Origin of the sequence: Bacillus sp. FSL L8-0099, assembly GCF_038006385.1 — a bacterium.
GTDB classification, from domain to species: domain Bacteria; phylum Bacillota; class Bacilli; order Bacillales; family Bacillaceae_G; genus Bacillus_A; species Bacillus_A toyonensis.
In genome coordinates, this window is the sequence record NZ_JBBOVC010000001.1 from 2,721,717 (window position 1) to 2,742,133 (window position 20,417).

Consider the following 20,417-nt stretch of genomic DNA (forward strand, 5'->3'; position numbering starts at 1 on the left):
TATAAATGTAAAGAATTTTTTACAATCGTGGGGGTGTTGTTCTAATATGAATCGTAAAAAATTCATTTTAATAACAATTGTTTTATCATTAGTCGGAGTACTTATACACGGAGCTTATAAATACATCAATGGAGGTGTAATTTTAGGTGGAACAATTTTTACAAGCGCTTTAATACTTAGCTACCTCATCAATCATATTACATGGGGAGATCCCCACGGTGTATCAGAAGAAAGTCAGGATGAAATGGGACAGCAAATTACATATAAAAGCTTTAAAATTGCGTATTTTGTACTTGTAGTTGTATTGTTCCTTCTATTACTCTTCTCGGAAGGTTTTTCTATGGGTTCCAATTTAGATGGAGTTAAAAACCTACCACTGTTTATCGCACTTTGTTCTTCATTCTTTATTTATCCTATTGTCGAACTCATAGTTGCAAAACAATATAAATAAAAGATGAGGTTTTCTATATATAGAAAACCTCATCTTTTTATATTTACATACCCTCTACAATTGCTTTTAATTTATTAACAGTTCGCCAATTCCTTACTGTAGCTGGTGTATGTAACTTCTGAAATTGGTTCATTAATTTAGAATTCCGAATGCTATTTTTGAAATACAAATATACAACCTTCTCATCTATATAGCAATCTTCAAGTTCACTTTTGTACATAAGTAACTGCTTCCTCTCATCTTCAGAAAATGGATGAGCTAAAAAGGCAACGTGTATACTTTCTCCTTCTAACAAAGCATCCGCCTTATAAGGGGAATATTTTATAGTATTTATTAATTCTTCATTTGTTTTTAGGATGACTTGAACATCAAAATTAAATTCCTTTTTAATTTCAGATTCAATTTTTACTTTTAGAGCGTTTATATCTTCCTCAGATTCAAACTCGATATTACCGCTTTGAATATATGTTTTCACTTGTTTTAATCCTATTGATTCAAACAATCGTTTTAAATCTGCCATTTTGATTATTTTATGTCCACCTACATTGATTCCCCTTAGTAACGCAATATAAATTGTCATATCATTACTCCTCGCATATTCATTGACCTTTCAACTATATATATTGAAACCTTTATCTTTTTTGATACCTACTTTCGTTTTTACTAACATAGCACAAAATAAAAAAAACTTACTACAAGAATGTTCAAGAGTAAGTTTTCTATCCCGTTATTTTATTATAGGTAAATGCATTATTATTTGTTGACCAATCGGTCCCATTCTTCTAATGCCTCTATCTTCGAAGCCAACTTTTTCATATAACTTTTGTGCTGGCATATTTTTTTCATTTACAGCAAGTACAACTTCATTTTTTATTGGAAAATAACGTTTTATAAAATCTTGTAATAATGCCAATGATTTTTTAGCGTATCCTTTTCTTTGTTTATTATAATTTATAGAAAACGATGTTAAAAGTAAAGCGTCTTCATTCTCTGTGAACTCTTGTACTCTTTCGCCTGTTTGTAATGCGAAAAGACCAACAGGTACCCCGTTATAATCTAAAATAACAATTACATTTTTTGTGCGATCGCTTTTTGCTTTTTTCAATAATTCGCCTGGATCTGATGTGAATTGAACTTGTTCACTTGGTAAAGTAAATGATTGTATAATTTCTTTATACGTCTCCTTATACGGAACTAATTGTATTTCCCCAATATGTATGTTCATGCTATACTCTCCCATTTTTATCAAATTAACTTAAACCTTGCTGTGATTTAGAATGCACCTTTCCATCCAAAAATGTAATTTCAACAAATGAATTTGGATTATTCCCCTTCCAAGCAAAAATTTGTTTAATTTGTGTAGAATGTTCTACCCCTTCTTCTATAAGTAAATTTCCTTCAAAACCGATTAAATCTTTCACTTCTGTATAAGTCATTCCTTCATCTATTTTTGAGAAATGATTTATATTGATAACTTCTTTCTTCTGACTTTCCATCACAGTAGAAGAAGTCGCTGTTTGCTTTTTCACTTCTTTCTTTTGTTCACACGCTGTCATACTGAAACTTAGGCAGAAACCACATAAAATAAATGCACTTTTTTTCATCATAACAGTTGTCCCTCCCACAATAATTAAACCATATGTTCCCTTAAAAATAAACTGAATATTTAATATTATATTTAAAAAGCCTCGTACAATTTAGTACGAGGCTCATTTTACTTATTCAAATGATTATTAGATTGGTCATTCTGTTCTTTTCTTAGTTCTTGTTCTTCATCTTTTGGTAATTGCTTGTCATTATCTTTAATTGGATTCGTTTCTCTATTTTCAATCATATCATTCGGAACTTGTGGCATCACGCGGCCAACAATTGCTGCTAATTCATCCAGTATACCTTCGCCAGTTTTCCCTTTTTTAATTTGCTTTCCAATTTGTTTCAGCCGTTCATACGTATCAACATCAGCTACAACGACTGCATTCGCACCATCCGGATCGTTTTTTAAACTTTCTGCAACAGAGTACTTAATTGACTCAACACGAGTTCGGTCTAGTTTCGCTTTTACATCAATACCTACAATAGCATATTTTCCAACAACTACTGCTGTTGCATCATTCACACCTGGCACACTTGCCGCTAAAGATGCTAAATGATCCGCTGCTTTTTCATTTGGCTTATTTGATTTATTTGTATAATTAACATTTTTCATTGAGACATTTTTTTGTTCTGGCTTTTCATTTGGATTGTCTTTTTTTCCAATACTGCATCCAGTTATAAAAAAGCAAAGCATCAACATATATATTAGGATTTTCATTCTTTTCACCACTTTACTATTAAGGTTTAATCATAAATTTTTTCAACAGCTTGCATTTTTTTCACTTTTTCTTCTGCTCCGCTATTCGCATTGATGAAAATTTGATACGTATCTTTCCCTAACGTTCCAACAAATTCATAGCAAAGTACTTCATTATGCAAATCATTTACTACAACTGCTTTTCGCTCTTCCATCACTTTCACATCAGGGTTAATTTTCTTCCTTGCTTCTGCTGCAGTTAGCTTGGCAGACGGAATTGTTCGTTTTTGATGTGATGCTAAATATTCTTTTGCAGAAAATCCAACGATAGATCCGTCGTCTAAAGCAATTTTCATTTGGATTGCTTCCGGATAAATCCGTACGCCATTCTCATTTACTACATAAGTAAACACGCCGATAGTATCATATTGAGAACTATCATAAAGCTCCATATTATTAAACTTATGATCCTTTAAAAACGTCAATCCTTTACTTCCTGCATCATTTAAACTAATTTTCTGTTCTTTAATTTCTCGATTATTCATTACCCAAATTGGATATCCGCCTTTTCCGGTAATATCCATGTAAAACTCATTATTCGTTGCAGAGTCTTTAATCTTCACACTATAGAATGATTCTTTCGCACCTTTTCCACTTTTCTCTACATCGACTTTTTCATTTCCTTTTAAATTTAAAAATGATTTTGCGATTTTTGCTGCTTCATCTTTAGAAATTGCCTTTCCTTCTGCTTCAAATCCACCTTTTTTATTTTTTTGTGCACTTGTAAAGGTCGGTCCGAAGTTTGTAGAAGAGTATGATGTTACGTTTTTCTCTACAGTTTTTAATCCATCAATAATTGTGTTATCTGCTGGATCGCGATTTGATGCAAGTGCCATTTCAACATCCATCCAGCGTAAATTATTTTTCAAAACAAGATGTTGTACTTTCCTTAGTTCATCTTGTATATTTCCCGCATTTGAATATAAAGTTTGCAACGTTTTATATTCTTGTTCATTTAACGGCTCTTTTTCTAAATCACGAATGGCTGCACGGTAACTAAAATCACCGATATTTGCTAAAAACTCTTCCGTTTTATTAAACGGCATTAATGTTAACGGGAGTTGTCCTACATCTGAACGAGCTTCAGATGTTAAACGCCATACATCTGCTAATGCAGGTGATAAAGATGAGCGTGAATTCATCGCAAGTGTTGTACCAATTTTATCGTGTAATAAATCAACTTCGTATGCTAAATCATGGAATGCTCGTTGATAACTATTTTCCGCTCGAATTAAAACCGCATTTTTCTCTTGGTGCTCTTTATAGCCCCAATATCCTGTTCCAACTACACCAACTGTTAATAATACAATGATAATACCTCTTAACATTGTCCCACCTCCGCTCTATTTACAGAAAATATGTTTACCAATTTTTTTAATTTGTGGACGAGTCCAAATCCATTTACTTGTCGCAGTATCTGGGTTGAAATAATATAAAGCATTTCCTGTTGGATCCCAGCCGTTTATCGCATCTAAAACCGCTTTTTTCGCTGTTTCATTTGGCGTTAAATATATTTGTCCATCAGCCACCGCTGTAAACGCTCTCGGCTCAAAGATTACACCTGAAACGGTATTTGGGAATGATGCGCTTGTAACACGGTTCAAAATAACTGCAGCTACTGCAACTTGTCCTAAATACGGCTCACCACGTGATTCTCCATATACTGCATTTGCCATGAGCTGAATGTCATTTTGGGAATAACCGTTCGGAACATTTGTCCCTTTATTTTGTGGTGGTTTATTTTCTTGTGCAGTGCCACCACTATTTCCTTTATTCGTTGTCGTCCCTTTATTCGCAGTCGACTTATCATACTTTGTTGCCTTTACGAGCATCTGCTTCGTTTTAGCACCCGCTAAACCATCAACAGGTAGTCCAAATTTCTCTTGAAAATTCCGAAGTGCCCAGTATGTACCCCATCCGAAAACACCATCTACTTTTCCTGTATAAAATCCGTTATATTTCAAACGAGATTGTAGTTCAATGACATCTTCACCGGATGCTCCTCTTTGAATAACTTGATTAGAAAAAGCTTCTACATTCTTTAGTTGTATACTACTGACCATTAAAGACAGTCCTATGAACGCAAGTAAAACTGCTATTTTAAAAATAGCTTTTTGGCGCATAATTTTCCCTCCTTAATTACAGAAATGATTTCTTGGTTATGTTTTGTAAAAGCCTCGCTTTTATGTAAAGAAGACAAAAAAATCCAAACTTATATCGTTGAAAGAATATGTAAACAATATACAAAAAGGAGAAAAGGAGTTCATTATGAAGCAATTGTTAAAGCGTATCGCATTCGTCATTCTTTTATTAACAACATGTTTAAATATATATACCGGGTCATCGATTGTTCATGCACAACCGCCTTATGCAAAATGGGGTAAACTTGCTGTAGAAAAGACGAAAGAACAATATCCGAAAGCAGAGATTGTTGATTATCTTCATATAGGTAGAAAACCAAAAACGGTTCAAATAACTGTTGAAAAGTTTAAATTGTGGCTACGTGAAGATGGAAAAGAATATGGTGTTTTTGTTGATGTAGAATTTGAAACGAAGACAGAGAAATTTATAAAGTTGTCGTTTCAGAAGACGAGTAGATAAAGTAAAACTTTAATCAGTGGGGGGTTTGTTCATCTCCCACTGATTATTAGTTGAACCAATCGGGCTTTTACGGGCAGTTGATCCCCCATCTAACTTCTTTGCTTTCGCTGAATTTTGAGGTGGGGGTCTTACTGCCCCGTTAATGCGGGATAAAATGAAACCCCACTGTTAAAAACGGAAACAGTGGGGCTCCTTGCATTTCTAAAATTCTTTCCTAAAGTTTCGATTCCCTAAAAATCTTACCAATATACAAATAGCGCCAATTACAACCGCTATCCCTATACTGTATAAAAGTACTTTACCATACCCACCTATTCTTGGATCTAAAAACGGATATGGATACCAATTCACGATTGGGCCACGTATTAAGCTATATACAACGTAAAAAAACGGGAATAAGAGCCAGCTTGCAGATTGTTTCCAAGTAATTTTCTTAATAGGTGGATTTAAAATCCAATCTAAAAGCATTGCAATCGGCATGATATAATGTAGCACTGTATTTACCCATGGTATTGCCGTTTGAAGTGACTCTTCTAATCCTCTTAATAGCAAAAAATAAATGAGTCCTGTCGTAAGTATGTATACCGTTGCCGCACCTCGAAGTATACTAAATTGTTCTGAGCGACCAAATGTAGCTGTTCCGATACTGCTTAAAAGGAGAATACATACAACTAAAATGTTACTTTCAATCGTAAAGAAACTAAAATGTTACTTTCAATCGTAAAGAAACTAAAATGTTACTTTCAATCGTAAAGAAACTAAAATGTTACTTTCAATCGTAAAGAAACTAAAATGTTACTTTCAATCGTAAAGAAACTAAAAAAATTAACTGGATTGAACGGTTTCAATTGTGCCCTGATTATGAATTGCGTAATAATGGCACTACATGCTAGAAGACTTAAACATAGTCTAAATAAAGATAAAGTTTTTTCATCCCTCATACATTCCCTCCTTTTCTTATATATAATTGGAATTTCACTGTACATGCTCAATAAATAATTTTAATGGAACGAGCCCACGTTTTGGCATATGACTACTTATAATAGCTACTACTTCTAACTGAGGAATGATAACGATGTATTGTCCGCCGTACCCCATAGCGAAATATATACAATACGGTATGTGAAATCTTTCGTTATGTAATACCCACCAGTGATATCCATATGCGCCAACATGTTCATATGTTTCAAATTGCGCCCTACTTGACTCTTCTAACCATTTCGCTGATACAATTTCTTTCTCATTCCAATATCCATTTTGCAAACATAATTTTCCTAATTTTAATAAATCGGTAGATTTCATTTTCATACCGAAGCCGCCGACATATATACCTTGCGGATCTTGTTGCCACTCATATTCGCTAATTTCTAATGGCTCAAATAAATATCTTTTCGCAAACTGCTCTGTCGACATCCCAGTAGCTTCTTGAATAATATAGCTAAGTAAATGTGAAGAACCTGAATTATAATTCATTTTTGTAGCAGGTTCTTCAATTATTGGCTTTTCTAATATGTACTGTACCCAGTTCTCTGATTCTACAAAGTCGTTTGGGAATACTACTCCATTCCCAAACTCTTTCCAATCCTCACCAGTAGTCATTGTTAATAAGTGATACAGCGTTATATCATGTTTCTCCCCAGGTACATTTTCAATCCACGCTGTAATCGGTGTATGTATATCATTTATATAGCCCTTATCAATTGCAATACCAATTAATAAAGATACGATACTTTTTGTAATCGAATTTATTTTATATAAGTTATTTGCACATTCGGGTGTTTTATAATACTCAGTTGTTAATTCCCCTTTTTGATAAATAAGAAATGTATTCACTTTTTTCTTTTCAAATTTATTTTGTAGTTGCTTAAAATCCAAAAATCTTACCTCCATTAAAATAGTTACTTCATTTATTATATCTTGTTCCTTTTATTAAAACATAATTGTGCTCAAATAAAAAAATAAGCTTATCAGCTATAATTAGCTGACAAGCTTATTCCTATAATTTCGTACGAACATTCCAAAGTTCAGGGAAGAACTGTTGATCAAGTACTCGTTTTAAATAAGATACACCTGAAGATCCGCCAGTTCCCATTTTATTTCCGATAATGCGTTCTACCGTTTTCATATGACGGAAACGCCATTGTTGTAGCCAATCTTCGATATCAATTAATTTTTCAGCAAGCTGATATAAATCCCAATATTGCTTCACGTCCGCATACACTTCTATCCAAGCCGCTTCTACAGTTGCATCTTCTTCGTAAGGCTGCGTAATATCACGATTTAACACATCTTTATGAATTGGGAAGCCTTTTTTAACAAGCGCCTGTATCGCAACATCATACAAACTTGGTGCGTGTAGCGCTTTATGAAGACGAGCGTGTAATTCTGGATCTTTTTCATAAATCTTTAATGCATGTGGTGTTTTATAACCAAGTGCGTACTCAATCATTCGATATTGATACGATTGAAAGCCTGAAGCTTGACCGAGTGAATCACGGAATTCAATATACTCAGATGGCGTTAATGTCGCGAGAATATCCCAAGATTGAATAATTTGCGATTGAATTTTTGATACACGTGCTAACATTTTAAATGCCGGTGCTAATTTATCGTTTTTAATCGATTCAATTGCTGCATTTAGTTCATGTAAAATAAGCTTCATCCAAAGCTCACTAGCTTGGTGAATAACGATAAATAACATTTCATCATGATGGTCTGATAATCTCTTTTGAGAAGATAGTAAACTATCTAATTGTAAATACTCACCATACGTCATATTTTCCTTAAAATCCGTGTGAATCCCTTTTTCCATAATTACCTTTTCATTTTCTTTCATATTAGTCAAACACCCCTTTTATATGTTTCTACTTATATTGGTCTAATGACAGCTCGAACTGGACTTCCATCTGCATCTGTTAACGCAAGTGGTAATGCAATTAATTCGTAATCGCCGTCTGCTACATGATCTAGTACGACATTTTCTAAAATATGAATTCCATATTTAAACAATTGATGATGTGCTGCTAGTTCTTTATCATCTAACGGATCAACTGATGGTACATCCACTCCGATTAAACGAATTCCCTTATCAGAAAGAAACGGTGCAATATCAGCACGTAAATGCGGGATCACATCTGGAAATTCTTCTGCTTTACCATGTGAAGATGTACGTAATAATAGTCGTTCTACACCTTCTAAATGAAAACTTTCTAATTCTTTTTTTCCGATGCTTTCAAGGTTAGAAACGTCAATGATTCGCGTAGGTCCGACATAAACTTGAACATCTAAATCTATTACTTTCTTTCCGTCATTATCAAAATGAAAAGGCGCATCAATATGAGTACCTGTATGAATACTCATCGTTAACTTTCCGACGTTTACTGAACCGCTCTCTTCTTTTGACCATGAAACTTCATACGAGAACGGTGTATCTCCTGGCCAAGTTGCAATATCATTATTTAATGGCTGTGAAATATCAATCCACTTTGATGTTTTCATTCTTATGCCACAACCTCTCGTTTATTTTCAAATTGTTTATACTCTTCCTCTTTCATAACTTTCTTTAAAATTTGAACAGACTTCCATACTTCTTCATACGTATTGTATAAAGCTACTGGCGCAAGTCTTATCCCATTTGGTGCTCTGAAATCTGGAATTACTCCATTTGCCTTTAGTGCTTTACAGATACGCGCTGCTTCCGCATGCTCTAAATAAATATGTCCACCTCGTTTTTCATCCTCTAACGGGTTTCCAATTGTAAATCCGAAATCTTTTAATTCATGATCAATTAAATCCAGCATGTATCTCGTAATATGTAAAGACTTTTTACGTAAACGTTCCATACCAGCATCTTTAAAAATTTCAAGAGAACCGATTAACGGTGCTGTACTTAATACGTGAGGTGTACCAATTTGATAAGCACCTGCATGATCAGCTGCAGTTAATGTATGCTCCATATCAAACTGTTTATCTTTTCTAGAACTAAACCATCCAGACAATCCTGGCAGTCTATTAAAATGTTTACTATTTACATAAAGACCTGCAACACCACCCGGCCCTGCATTTAAATATTTATAATTGCACCATACAGCGAAATCAACATCCCACTCTTTAAAATGATGTGGAATAGAACCAATTGAATGACATAAATCAAATCCGATATGAATGCCACGTTTATGAGCTTCCACTGTTAAACGTTTCATATCAAGAATTTGACCACTTCTATATAAGACTGAAGGTAATAAAATTAAAGCGATATCATCTTCCATTGCCTGAATAATATCTTCTTCAGAAAGTGTTCGACCATCTTGGCTTTTCACCCTTACTAAATGCTCATCTGGCTCTAAGCCTTTTAAACGAATTTGACTTTGAAGTGCATAAATATCTGACGGGAAAGTTAATTCATCCGCAAGAATTTTTGTACGTATTCCTTTCGGCTCATAAAACGTCGCAATAACTTGGTGTATATTCGCAGTCGTGGAACCGGTTACAATAGTTTCTTCTGGTAAAGCTCCAATAAGAGGTGCCGTCAGTTCACCTAATTTCTCCGAAAGGAAAAACCATGGATGTTCGCCTTCTGTCCAGCCATCAATGCCATACTCTTTCCATGAATCTAGTAAAGTAAGTAACGATTTTTCTGCTCTTTTCGAAAGTAGTCCTAATGAGTTTCCATCTAAATATATAGTTCCTTCTTTTTTATAGAATTCAGTTTGAAAATCTTTCAGTTCATCATGTTTATCACACTCAAGCGCATACTCATAAGTTGGTTGAAATGGTTCTTTATACATGGTGTCACCTTCTCTTAATTTTCTTTTTATTCTAACTAATTGAAATATATCACCTTAGTTGATATAACGTCAATGATATTATGTCAGTTGACTTTACATACTATCTTCTTTTACAATACAATTATATTTTCAGATATTTCAGTATAAAGAGGTGATTCTTTGAAAAACACTACTCTTTCAACAAGAAAACACCGCTCCTTAGAAACAAAAAAGAAACTATTACATTCGGGTTACACTATTTTTATTACTAATGGATTTCAGAAAACGACAATCACGCAAATTATTAAACATGCAGAAACTGGTTATGGAACAGCATATGTATACTTTAAAAACAAAGATGATCTCCTTATCGTGTTAATGGAAGATGTTATGAATCGTTTTTATAATATTGCTGGGCGCTCTTTCTTCCCTCAAACGAAAGCAGCAGCACGTGACTTGATTCAAAATCACGTTAGAGCATTCCTACAATTAGCAGAAGAAGAACGAGCTATTTTGCAAGTTGTCGAAGAAGCAATCGGATTATCAAAAGAGATACGTCAAAAATGGGGTGAGATTCGCGAACGCTTTATAAAAAGTATTTCGCAGGATATTACTTACTCTCAAGAAAGTGGATTAGCGCATCCTGAATTAAATAAAGAGCTCGTGGCACGCGGTTGGTTCGCAATGAATGAAATGTTTCTTTGGACTATTGTACAAAATAACAAAGAAGTAAAACTAGAAGAAATAGTGTATACATTAACGGAGATGTATACAACGGGATTATATAAATAGCGCACTTCACATATTTAAAGTGTGCTATTTTTTCTTAAAATCATCATTCTAACTATAAATGGAATAGCCTATTATAATAATTGCGAGTATGTATGTGATTATTATAATCATAAGAATACAACCTGTTTTATTTTATTGTTTTAACCTACTCACAATTCCAATAATAAACTTATACTCAGCTCTACTTTTCCTTACTTTCTTAAAGCCCTCTTTCGTATCAAAAATAAAACACGTTTTCCGAAACCAAACACGGACATAAAATGATTCAAAATAAATAGGTCTCACAATTCCTTTTTCCTCAAATTCAGTACCGTCTGTATTTTCGGTCTCTGTTCGAACGAACCATCTATTCCCGATACCAATTTCAATATACTTCACATACTAACCTCCTTTAGGGAATTTCCCGTCTAACTACTTTATTATTTCCCTGGGAAGCGCACATTCCGACAGAACATGAGCTCAAAAAGAAAAAGCAGATTACAAAAATCTACTTTTATAGATTAAATTTTTGCATTCGTTTATAAAATGTACTACGGGGTACATCTAATAGTTTTACAGCTAACGAAACATTTCCGTTTGTCTTTTGTAATGCTTCAATCATGCTATCACGCTGTATTTTTTCGCGAAAATTCAATGTATGTTCTGTTTTATTTTCAACTTGTAACTCAAGTTGTTGTTGATTTCCCATCATTGTTTGTAACAAAAAAGCGACTTGTTTTTCGCATATTTCCCGCCCTTGCGACAAAATGTAAATGCGTTCTAATACATTTACTAGTTCTCGAATATTTCCGGGCCATGTATGTTGTAAAAATTGATTGCAAATACTCTTTGGAAATACAACATTCCAATTCTTCCGTTCGCAAAAGTGTTGTATAAAATATGGAATATCCTCTTTTCTTTCTAGTAACGATGGAACATATAACGGATAAACGTGCAAACGATAATATAAATCTTGACGGAATTTCCCTTCTTCTACTAACCGTAGTAAATCTTTATGTGTGGCAGTAATAATACGAATATTTACTGGTACCTCTTTTGAACTTCCTATTGGAGTTATTGTGCGTTCTTGTAAAACACGCAATAATGCTACTTGCATCTCTGATGGTACTTCACCAATTTCATCTAAAAACAATGTTCCTCCATTCGCTTGTTCAAATTTCCCTTTATATCCTTGACGTCGCGCACCTGTAAACGCACCTTCAGCATAACCGAACAATTCACTTTCCATTAATTCTTTAGGCAAAGAACCGCAGTTAACAGCTATAAAGGGCCCGTCTTTTCTTGGACTATTTTCATGAATCGCTCTCGCAACATATTCCTTTCCTACTCCTGTCTCACCACATACATACACACTAGCATCAGTCGGTGAAACAAGCTTAATTTCTTCTAGTGTGTGTTGAAATGCTTTGCTTGTCCCGGTAACTCCTGAAAAAGTAATTCCTTTTATAAATGTGAAAGCTGAATATGTATTCATTTGTTTGTTTTCCTTTAAATACATACATTTCCCGATCATTCTTTCATTACTATATACTGGTATCCCTAATTTAGTTTCCAATCCATAGCGCATTAAATCTTCAAGTTTCATTCTTGACCAATTAGTTACTCGTTTCCGAACGCTCTTACTCGCAGAAACGATAACATCACGATGATTACAAATAACTACTTGTTCATCACTATCAATGACATCTAAAAAACGATGAATTAAGTGTAATTCATTTTGATGAACTCTTATGCTACATTCACGTTCTATCGCATGTGCAATTGAAGTTACCATACCGAGCATATATGGATGCGAAAATTCAATTGGACAGGAGAAATCTAGAACACCAATTAATTTCCCGTCATCGTTATGAATGGGAGCAGCCGCACAACTCCAGCTATGAGATGCCACGGAGTAATGTTCAGTACCACTTATCATAATAGCTTCTTCAATTTCTAATGCTGTTCCTATTGCGTTTGTCCCCACAGCTGCTTCCGTCCATTTTACACCTTCAATAAAATTAATATGTTTCGCTCGCTTTAACGTTTGTTTATTTCCACTTAAGGATAGAACATAACCATCTGGATCGATTAATAATGCCATCATTTGTAGTTCATCAATGATTTTTCTCATATTTTGTATTTGAGGTAATGCTATATCAAGGAAAATTTCACTCTTTTTCTTTTGTTCTTGAAAAATATTAGAAGACAAAATTTTCTGACCTTTATTCATATGAGGATTCACATTTGCTTGTTTACATCGATGCCATGACTCTGAAATTCTTTCGTTTATACGGTTCGAATCAAGGACTCCTTTATCAATAAACTTTTTCCATGTATGTAAGTAAAACGGTGAAGCTAACATTGTATCATCTCCCTTTTAATTGTTTTGGAGATTTATTCCGCATTAACGGGCAGTAAGACCCCCACCTCAAAATTCAGCTAGAGCAAAGAAGTTAGGTGGGGGTCAGGCTGCCCGTAAAAGCCTGATTGGTTTAACTAATAATTAGTGAGGGATGAATAACACCTCCACTGATTAAAGTTTCACTTTATAAAACATACTTTTATTATAAAACTGAATAAAAGCGTTTTCAATACAACTAGAAAGACGACACAAATATGTTAATAATTTGAATATCTTAATGCATTTCTTTATTCTTTTTTAGTAGCACTATATTTTGTATAATGGACGCAAAGAAAATACATAACCAAAACCATTTTTGTGGATTACCATTTATAAAGAAAACAATCACGGCTGCAAATAAAATAGTGGATGCTAAACTAAAATATAATTTTGTTTTAATTTCTATTATCCCTCACCCCTCTGTTACTTTACAGTACATACTAACTCTTCATTTTTCATCTCTACTATGTACTCCTGTAAAACATATTCTTTCCCGCCATGGTTTTCATACCATTCATGTATTCTTCTAACATGCCTCTCGTCACTTCTAATTTTCGATTCTATTTCTTTATACTGTTCATAACTATCATATTCCCATATGGCAAATACTTCAGACGTACCATTCTTATTATCTTTCATCCAGCGTCCTATTAGCCTAGAACCATGCTTTAATTGATTAGGTAAGTTTGTGTTATTGAAATGATCATTAAATACTTCTATGAATTCATTTTTCACTACATAGTACTTCCTTCTGTAAAACATACTTCTTCACCTCTTTTATGAAAAGTATCAGTAAACCTTCCCATCACTACCGTATTATAATACTTTCCATCCGATAGTCTTTTGTCATTTTTCAAAATGCCTTCTACTTCAAAACCTAATTTTTTATAAAGATGAATAGCTTTCTCGTTTGTCTCTAATACTTGTAAAGATATTTTATTTACTGCATTTTCGTCAGCCCATTTAATAGATTGTTGTAATAGGCTCTTACCCATTCTATATCCCCAAAACTCTTTTAAAATACAAACGCCAAACTCCACTTTATGAGATAATCTCTTAAAATTTGATCCTTCACATCTTGAAAATCCAACAATTCGATTGTGCACTTCTACAACTAAAAAGAGATTCTTCGTCTCTTCAATATCTGTTTTTATTATTTTTTGAAACCCTAGATTATCTATAAATCCCTCTCCAGCATCTCTATCCATATTTTCAGTTTCTCCATCAATCTGAACTCTAATTTTCGATAACTGCTCAGCATCTTTCTCAGCTGCAGAACGAATTGTATAAGTTAATCCATTTATATGAAACTTTTGCTCTTTTACAATCATGTCAAACTCCTTTCAAATGAATATAATGGCGCTATTACAACTTGTTTACCTTGTTTCTCAAAGTCCTGAACAGTTTCTTTACTAGCCTCTTCGTCAGTTATAATAATGTCAATTTCTTTTAGAGACTCTCCTCTTATAAAACAATCTATTCCAAGTTTATTATGCGGAACTAAACAAATATTTCTTCTAGCAATTTCACTTACTCTTTTACTAAAATAAGCAACTTCAGGTGTTGCAGTACTAATACCTTGTAATGAAATGCCTCCACCTGTAGAGAAATAAAGATCAATAGAAAATCTACTTATCAATTCAGAGGCAAGTGTATCAGTAATATTCCCTGAAGGTTTTACTTTTCCGCCAATTAAATACGTATCAATATTCTTATATTCTCGTAGATAACCAGCTATTTCTATAGAATTCGTAATAACCGTAAATGATACTTCCGGTAAATATTTCAGCATCGCATTATGAACGGAAGCCCCACCAATAAAAATTGAATCACCTTCTTTTATATAAGATACCGCAACTCTTGCAATTGTGTCCTCATATATTGAGCTATCACTATAACGTTTAGCTGGTTCCGCAGCTAAGTTTCTCACTCGCGTAAGTTCAATTGCACCTCCGTGCGTTCTTTTTAATAAACCATCCTTTTCCATAATAGACAAATCTCTTCTTATAGAATCAATAGACATATCAAATCTTTCCGCAAGATCTTTTACGATTACTCTTCCATCTGTACTAAGTAGTTCTAAAATTTTCTCCCGACGTTCTTCAGTAAACATGTTATCACCACCGTTATTGAAGATTCAGAAATTTGAACTTTATGTTAATTATATGCACGTTTCTTCCGTTTCACAATATTTTCAATCCTTTTTCTTCCGTCTTTATGCAGGTTTTCTCTCTTTTTCTATTTTGTTAACTTTACATAAAATAAATGCACATTTGCATATTCTACTAAAAGACTTCTATTTATTTCCTTATTCATGTAAAATTATTCCTATGTTTTACTTTTTAATACAGAAAGGAATTACTATGAAATCATTAATCAAAACGACATGTACAGCATTATTATTTACAGGAATATTAACAGGATGTAATAGCAATACTACACCAAAACAAGAAAAGAGCGCTCTCGAAAAGAATGCAATGCACTATGGAGAAATAGTTAAAAACGAATACTATAGAGCAACAGTTGAAAATGCAAAATTTGAAAAAATAGACAAAGAGTGGCGCCTTACTACTCGTGTTATGATTAATAATGTTCGAGACGATGGACAAACTATTGATCTTTCGAAAATAAAATATTTCATACAAGATGAAAAAACTGGTCAGAAATATGAATGTGAAGCTCATCCGATAGATGACGAGCACTATAAAAATGTTCCACACAAATTTTCTTTAACTACTGACGTTGTATTTGAAATGAAAACTTCTCCTAAAGACTTAAATAACATGTATTTGTATATTGATAGTAAAGTTGCTCCATTAACAAATACATATTGGAAGCTTGGGAATCTAGCATCAAAATAAAAAAACAGTCTTTATTGACTGTTTTTTTATTGTTGAACTTGTAAATACCATCTAAAGGAACTCTCTTTATTATTAGTTAATATACATGTAACTTAATCATTTTTTCTCAAGGAATACATCTGCTGCCCAAATCGTCACTTCTCTAAATGGACAGTCAAATAAAACACCTAGTTCAAAACCATCTTCAGTAAGAGCTATTTCATGATATAGCCACCAAGCACTTTCAAAGTTTTCTGGCATAGAACACTTGGTTACTCCTATAAAAGTTACTTCAAGTTTATCAAATTCACTAAAAGTACCACTGCAATCTAATACGATAGACAAAGTATCTTCTGATTTTCTCTTTACTACTTTAATCACACTATCATGTAGTGACATCTCATGTAGCTGAGCGACATGAGACGGAAGTTTTTTCTTAATGGAATTAAAATGTTTTAAGTATGATTGATCTAATTGTGCCATTCTTGCCTCATAATCTGCTGTCCACTCTAACAAAAGTTTCTTTAATTCATTAGGTAGATATACTGAATCAAACATGTTGTTATGAATGTATGGATGTAGTGTTTCAGGAAGATAGTGTAATAAATCTTCTTTCCTTTCTTCTACTTCGTCTTTCAAACTTTGTATATAATCGGGATCTATGTCTTTCCATTCTTCTATTGACTCTATGAAATGCACAAATCCTGAAATTTGCATTTCTTTATACCAATCTTTTGTGAAATATTTCAATTACATCTCTCCTAAAACATTTTATCATCCAAGAAAAGCAATGTATCCGCTTATTATATCATTCCAATAATCATTTTTTCTAAAAAAAAAATGTAAAAATGTAAATATTCCGCCTATTTTTTCTAAAACTTCAGAATATTTACAAAAATAAGAAATTAGAATACATTTTAGTTGTACAAGATTCACCTGTACAAAAATCTAAACAAAAAGGGATGGTTATATGTTGAAGAAATTAGTAGCAGGAACATTAGTAGCGGGTTTTGCATTAACTGGCGGACTAGGCGTAGCAAGTGCTGAAGAAAAAGGTAACACAATTAAGTCATTTGATTATTTAAAAGTGGATGAACAGAATGTTACTTCATTTGCAAAATTAAGTGATCAGGATAAGAAAGACATCCAAATTACTATGGTATTACCAGAGCAAAATGAAAATGGAGATTGGCTAGCTTATGGTTTTACTAGTAGAGAAACATTGGATGCTTATATTGAAAAGGATAAAAAAGTACTTAAAAATAAAATTAATCCTTTAGGTAGTGGTGCTGGTAGTACTGATTTTTATGAACATAAAGATAAAGGTGGCCAATATATTTACTGGAGTAGCGGCTTTAAAAACTTACCATCTAGCTGGAACGACAGAATTTCTTCTGTAAGTACAGCGTCACCTTCTGCAAGTTATTCAACGACACTTTGGGAGCATACTTCTACACAAGGATATGGAAAAGGTGTTTTATTTAAACACGCTGATTGGTATGGTAAAACTGCTAATTTAGCTGCTGATTGGAACGATATAACTTCAGCTATTGAAATTAAATAGTAAAAATTCAAACCACTATTCTCTCATTCATTTAGAGAATAGTGGTTTATTATATTTTCATTTAAACATGTACAGCATGTCCTACCGCCTGCAATAAAGCTTCATGAATTGCCTCAGATAAAGTTGGATGTGCTGCAATATAATCTCTCATAATATCAGCGGTAACTTCTGTATGAATCATTACGGTGCCTTGACCAATTAGTTCAGTTGCACGAGGACCGATAATAGAAATCCCTACAATTTCTTGATATTTAGGTTCCACAATGACTTTTACTTTTCCCATTTGTTCTCCTAAAATAAGAGCTTTTCCGTTCGCTGTAAAAGGAAATCCTCCGATAAGAATATCACCATATTGTTCTCTTGCACCTTTTTCACTTAAACCGACGCTAGCTATTTCTGGAGCTGTGTATATACAACGAGGTACAGCATGATAGTTTACTTTCACATCTTCTCCACTCGCATGTAATGCTGCTGTCGTTCCTTCATGAAAGGCTACGTGAGCAAGCTGTATTCCTCCAATAATATCACCGGCTGCGTAAATATGTGCTATGTTCGTTTGCATATGCTCATTTACAGTAATCCCTTTATTTGAAAATTGAACTCCTGCTTTTTCTAATCCTAAATCTTGTACACGAGGTTTTCTGCCAACAGAAACGAGAACAAATTCTGGAGTTACTTCGTGCATACTTCCTTCGTATTCAAACGAAGCCTGTTTCTTATAATTGTTTAATCCCTTTAAAGCTGCTCCTGTGAAAATTTCTACACCGTCATTTTCTAGTTTCTCTCTTAAAATGCTTGCGATATCTTCATCTTCACCAGATAGTAATTGCGGTGCCATTTCAACAATCGTTACTTTCGTTCCAAGACGACTATATATACTAGCAAATTCGCAACCTATTACGCCGCCCCCAACAATAAGTAATGAAGCTGGTATGTTTTCAAGGGACATCGCATGACTACTATTTAAAATCCATTCCCCGTCGAATGGAGCAAAAGGTAATTCAGTAGGTTCTGAACCTGCCGCTATAATGAATTGTTCAACATCCACTATCGCTTCCTTATTCCTCTGCGTAACTCGTAGACGATGATCCGTTTCAAATTTCCCTTTCCCCTTTATAACTTTAATTTTATTTTTCTTCATTAAATATTGTATTCCTTGTACGAGCTGCACAACAATTTGTGATTTTCTCGTCTGTATTTGATTCCAATCAATTGATATACTTTGTTTGTCTACTAGTACACCAAAACGTTGCGCATGATTAACAATATTGTATACATCAGCACTTTCTAACAAAGATTTCGTAGGCATGCACCCGACATTTAAACAAGTTCCACCAAGATCAGCTTCATCAATAAGAGTAACATCTTTCCCAGTTTGAGCTGCGGTAATTGCCGCCACATATCCAGCAGGTCCGCCTCCAATAACCACTAATTTATTCATTCTCTCACCTTCTCTTTATAAAAGAATTGTTACAGGTTGTTCTAAGTATTGTTTAATTGTGCGTAAAAATGCAGCTGCTGGTGCACCATCTAATACACGATGATCGAATGTTAAACTTAAAGGTAACATACTACCTTTTTTTATTTTCTTTCCTTTATATACTGGAACATGTTCAATTGCACCTACACCTAAAATACCAGTTTCAGGTGTATTTAATACTGGCGTAAAATATTCGATACCAAAGCTTCCTAAATTACTAATTGTAAATGTCGTTCCTTGCATATTATCACTATTTAAACTACCTGCTCGTGCCTTTTGTGCCACATTTTTAATCTCTTTAGATAACTCTACTAAAGATAGATTATTTGCAAAGCGAATAGCCGGAACGACTAAGCCGTTTTCTAACGCTACTGCCATACCTAAATGAACATGTTCAAATTGATGGATTGCATCATCTATATAAGCGCTGTTCATTTCTTTATGCTCCTGAAGCGCTAATACAACAGCACGAGAAACGAAATCAGTGATGGTTAGTTTGTTATCGTACCGTTTTTGTACAACTTCCGCTATTTCTTTATGTAAAGCAACTAAATCCGTAACATCTACTTTCATCGTTAATGTCAATTGTGCGCTATTTTGGAGGCTTACTTGCATACGATTTGCAATTGTTTTCCGCATACCGGTAATAGGAATTACTTTACTTTCTTCTTTTACAAACGTTTCTGGGATAGCAACTTTTTCTTCAAGCAGTTTTAATACATCTGCCTTTGTAATTCTCCCACCAGGACCTGTTCCTATTAATGTGGAAATCTCAAGATTTTCAACTGTTGCCATTTTCTTTGCTACAGGAGATATTTTTATTCTTTGTTTCTTTGATCTTTCTTCCGCGTACGGTTCAGGATGTTGTACATTTTGAGGTTCTACTTTCGGTATTGATTCTTCTGTAGCATGTACGGTTTCATTTACCGATACTTGTTCATTTGGTTTTCCGATGTAACATATTACAGTACCAGGTGGAACTCCTTCATCTTCACTTACAGCTATATCCAGTACCGTCCCATCAGCGGGTGCTTCTATTTCTGTTTCGATTTTTTCAGAATTAATACTAGCAATTAATTCTCCTTTTGCTACATTATCACCAGCTTTAATATTCCAACTCGTAATAATACCTTCTTTCATCGCCATTCCTAATTTCGGCATTACAACTTCTACAGCCATATTTCTCTCTC

The 20,417-nt window shown here is 33.8% G+C and carries 23 protein-coding genes and 1 pseudogene; 5 read left to right on the forward strand and 19 right to left on the reverse strand.

Annotated elements, in window-relative coordinates; all coding sequences use genetic code 11:
- The first annotated feature begins 46 nt into the window (after window positions 1-46).
- On the forward strand, window positions 47-451 hold the full coding sequence (locus MHH42_RS13665) for a hypothetical protein (protein WP_001080326.1): 405 nt from the start codon (window positions 47-49) through the stop codon (window positions 449-451).
- A gap of 43 nt (window positions 452-494) precedes the next feature.
- Here the strand turns inward: MHH42_RS13665 and MHH42_RS13670 are convergent, their stop codons facing one another.
- From MHH42_RS13670 to sleB, 6 genes are all read right to left on the reverse strand, one after another.
- The gene (locus tag MHH42_RS13670; RefSeq protein WP_340893478.1) at window positions 495-1,031 is read right to left on the reverse strand and encodes a DUF1697 domain-containing protein; all 537 of its coding nucleotides are present in this window, start codon (window positions 1,029-1,031) and stop codon (window positions 495-497) included.
- A 147-nt stretch (window positions 1,032-1,178) separates the two neighbouring features.
- Window positions 1,179-1,676, reverse strand: coding sequence for a GNAT family N-acetyltransferase (locus MHH42_RS13675; RefSeq protein WP_340893480.1), 498 nt, complete (start codon window positions 1,674-1,676; stop codon window positions 1,179-1,181).
- A 25-nt stretch (window positions 1,677-1,701) separates the two neighbouring features.
- Window positions 1,702-2,058: a hypothetical protein gene (locus MHH42_RS13680; RefSeq protein WP_000976451.1), complete on the reverse strand. Its 357-nt coding sequence runs from the start codon at window positions 2,056-2,058 to the stop codon at window positions 1,702-1,704.
- Window positions 2,059-2,165: 107 nt separating this feature from the next.
- Complete coding sequence (locus MHH42_RS13685; protein WP_000697996.1) at window positions 2,166-2,762, reverse strand: YhcN/YlaJ family sporulation lipoprotein; 597 nt, start codon at window positions 2,760-2,762, stop codon at window positions 2,166-2,168.
- 26 nt (window positions 2,763-2,788) lie between these two features.
- The gene (ypeB, locus tag MHH42_RS13690; protein ID WP_000943731.1) at window positions 2,789-4,129 is read right to left on the reverse strand and encodes a germination protein YpeB; all 1,341 of its coding nucleotides are present in this window, start codon (window positions 4,127-4,129) and stop codon (window positions 2,789-2,791) included.
- Window positions 4,130-4,144: 15 nt separating this feature from the next.
- Window positions 4,145-4,924, reverse strand: coding sequence for a spore cortex-lytic enzyme (sleB, locus tag MHH42_RS13695; RefSeq protein ID WP_001249053.1), 780 nt, complete (start codon window positions 4,922-4,924; stop codon window positions 4,145-4,147).
- 145 nt (window positions 4,925-5,069) lie between these two features.
- Here sleB and MHH42_RS13700 point away from each other — a divergent pair, with 145 nt between their 5' ends.
- Window positions 5,070-5,402 (forward strand): YqzG/YhdC family protein, encoded by a 333-nt coding sequence (locus MHH42_RS13700; RefSeq protein WP_000811610.1) that lies wholly within the window; start codon window positions 5,070-5,072, stop codon window positions 5,400-5,402.
- Between the two features lie 201 nt (window positions 5,403-5,603).
- On the opposite strand, the pseudogene MHH42_RS13705 reads toward MHH42_RS13700, so the two are convergent.
- The 5 genes and pseudogenes from MHH42_RS13705 to kynU all read right to left on the reverse strand — a co-directional run bounded on the left by MHH42_RS13705 (window position 5,604) and on the right by kynU (window position 10,189).
- A pseudogene (locus MHH42_RS13705) lies at window positions 5,604-6,343 on the reverse strand (Pr6Pr family membrane protein).
- 34 nt (window positions 6,344-6,377) lie between these two features.
- A complete protein-coding gene (locus MHH42_RS13715; RefSeq protein ID WP_097837791.1) occupies window positions 6,378-7,277 on the reverse strand; it encodes a serine hydrolase domain-containing protein in 900 nt (299 codons plus the stop codon).
- 121 nt (window positions 7,278-7,398) lie between these two features.
- Window positions 7,399-8,238 carry a tryptophan 2,3-dioxygenase gene (gene kynA / locus MHH42_RS13720; protein WP_097837792.1) on the reverse strand — a complete coding sequence of 280 codons (840 nt, stop codon included), beginning with the start codon at window positions 8,236-8,238 and terminating at the stop codon, window positions 7,399-7,401.
- Between the two features lie 32 nt (window positions 8,239-8,270).
- Complete coding sequence (gene kynB / locus MHH42_RS13725; RefSeq protein WP_000858202.1) at window positions 8,271-8,900, reverse strand: arylformamidase; 630 nt, start codon at window positions 8,898-8,900, stop codon at window positions 8,271-8,273.
- A gap of 2 nt (window positions 8,901-8,902) precedes the next feature.
- On the reverse strand, window positions 8,903-10,189 hold the full coding sequence (gene kynU / locus MHH42_RS13730; protein ID WP_000276279.1) for a kynureninase: 1,287 nt from the start codon (window positions 10,187-10,189) through the stop codon (window positions 8,903-8,905).
- 159 nt (window positions 10,190-10,348) lie between these two features.
- Here kynU and MHH42_RS13735 point away from each other — a divergent pair, with 159 nt between their 5' ends.
- Window positions 10,349-10,960 (forward strand): TetR/AcrR family transcriptional regulator, encoded by a 612-nt coding sequence (locus tag MHH42_RS13735; RefSeq protein WP_000799614.1) that lies wholly within the window; start codon window positions 10,349-10,351, stop codon window positions 10,958-10,960.
- Between the two features lie 132 nt (window positions 10,961-11,092).
- Here MHH42_RS13735 and MHH42_RS13740 read toward each other — a convergent pair whose 3' ends face one another.
- The 5 genes from MHH42_RS13740 to MHH42_RS13760 form a co-directional block, all read right to left on the reverse strand.
- Window positions 11,093-11,338, reverse strand: coding sequence for a DUF3977 family protein (locus MHH42_RS13740; RefSeq protein ID WP_000873854.1), 246 nt, complete (start codon window positions 11,336-11,338; stop codon window positions 11,093-11,095).
- A gap of 115 nt (window positions 11,339-11,453) precedes the next feature.
- Complete coding sequence (locus MHH42_RS13745; RefSeq protein WP_340893481.1) at window positions 11,454-13,304, reverse strand: sigma-54-dependent Fis family transcriptional regulator; 1,851 nt, start codon at window positions 13,302-13,304, stop codon at window positions 11,454-11,456.
- A gap of 462 nt (window positions 13,305-13,766) precedes the next feature.
- The gene (locus tag MHH42_RS13750; RefSeq protein WP_000499990.1) at window positions 13,767-14,105 is read right to left on the reverse strand and encodes an NIPSNAP family protein; all 339 of its coding nucleotides are present in this window, start codon (window positions 14,103-14,105) and stop codon (window positions 13,767-13,769) included.
- Window positions 14,078-14,674 carry a GNAT family N-acetyltransferase gene (locus MHH42_RS13755; protein ID WP_000635700.1) on the reverse strand — a complete coding sequence of 199 codons (597 nt, stop codon included), beginning with the start codon at window positions 14,672-14,674 and terminating at the stop codon, window positions 14,078-14,080. Before MHH42_RS13755 ends, MHH42_RS13750 begins: the two co-directional genes overlap by 28 nt.
- Complete coding sequence (locus tag MHH42_RS13760; protein WP_000493650.1) at window positions 14,671-15,456, reverse strand: DeoR/GlpR family DNA-binding transcription regulator; 786 nt, start codon at window positions 15,454-15,456, stop codon at window positions 14,671-14,673. Before MHH42_RS13760 ends, MHH42_RS13755 begins: the two co-directional genes overlap by 4 nt.
- Window positions 15,457-15,706: 250 nt before the next feature.
- Between MHH42_RS13760 and MHH42_RS13765 the strand changes: the two genes are divergently transcribed.
- Entirely contained in the window at window positions 15,707-16,204 is a 498-nt protein-coding gene (locus tag MHH42_RS13765) for a hypothetical protein (RefSeq protein WP_340893482.1), read from the forward strand.
- 96 nt (window positions 16,205-16,300) lie between these two features.
- Here the strand turns inward: MHH42_RS13765 and MHH42_RS13770 are convergent, their stop codons facing one another.
- Window positions 16,301-16,933: a DUF4085 family protein gene (locus MHH42_RS13770; RefSeq protein WP_000873423.1), complete on the reverse strand. Its 633-nt coding sequence runs from the start codon at window positions 16,931-16,933 to the stop codon at window positions 16,301-16,303.
- Window positions 16,934-17,153: 220 nt separating this feature from the next.
- Here MHH42_RS13770 and MHH42_RS13775 point away from each other — a divergent pair, with 220 nt between their 5' ends.
- Complete coding sequence (locus MHH42_RS13775) at window positions 17,154-17,747, forward strand: hypothetical protein (RefSeq protein WP_000914451.1); 594 nt, start codon at window positions 17,154-17,156, stop codon at window positions 17,745-17,747.
- A 61-nt stretch (window positions 17,748-17,808) separates the two neighbouring features.
- Here the strand turns inward: MHH42_RS13775 and lpdA are convergent, their stop codons facing one another.
- Window positions 17,809-19,188: a dihydrolipoyl dehydrogenase gene (lpdA, locus tag MHH42_RS13780; RefSeq protein WP_340893483.1), complete on the reverse strand. Its 1,380-nt coding sequence runs from the start codon at window positions 19,186-19,188 to the stop codon at window positions 17,809-17,811.
- A 15-nt stretch (window positions 19,189-19,203) separates the two neighbouring features.
- Window positions 19,204-20,406 carry a dihydrolipoamide acetyltransferase family protein gene (locus MHH42_RS13785; RefSeq protein WP_340893484.1) on the reverse strand — a complete coding sequence of 401 codons (1,203 nt, stop codon included), beginning with the start codon at window positions 20,404-20,406 and terminating at the stop codon, window positions 19,204-19,206.
- Window positions 20,407-20,417: the final 11 nt, after the last annotated feature.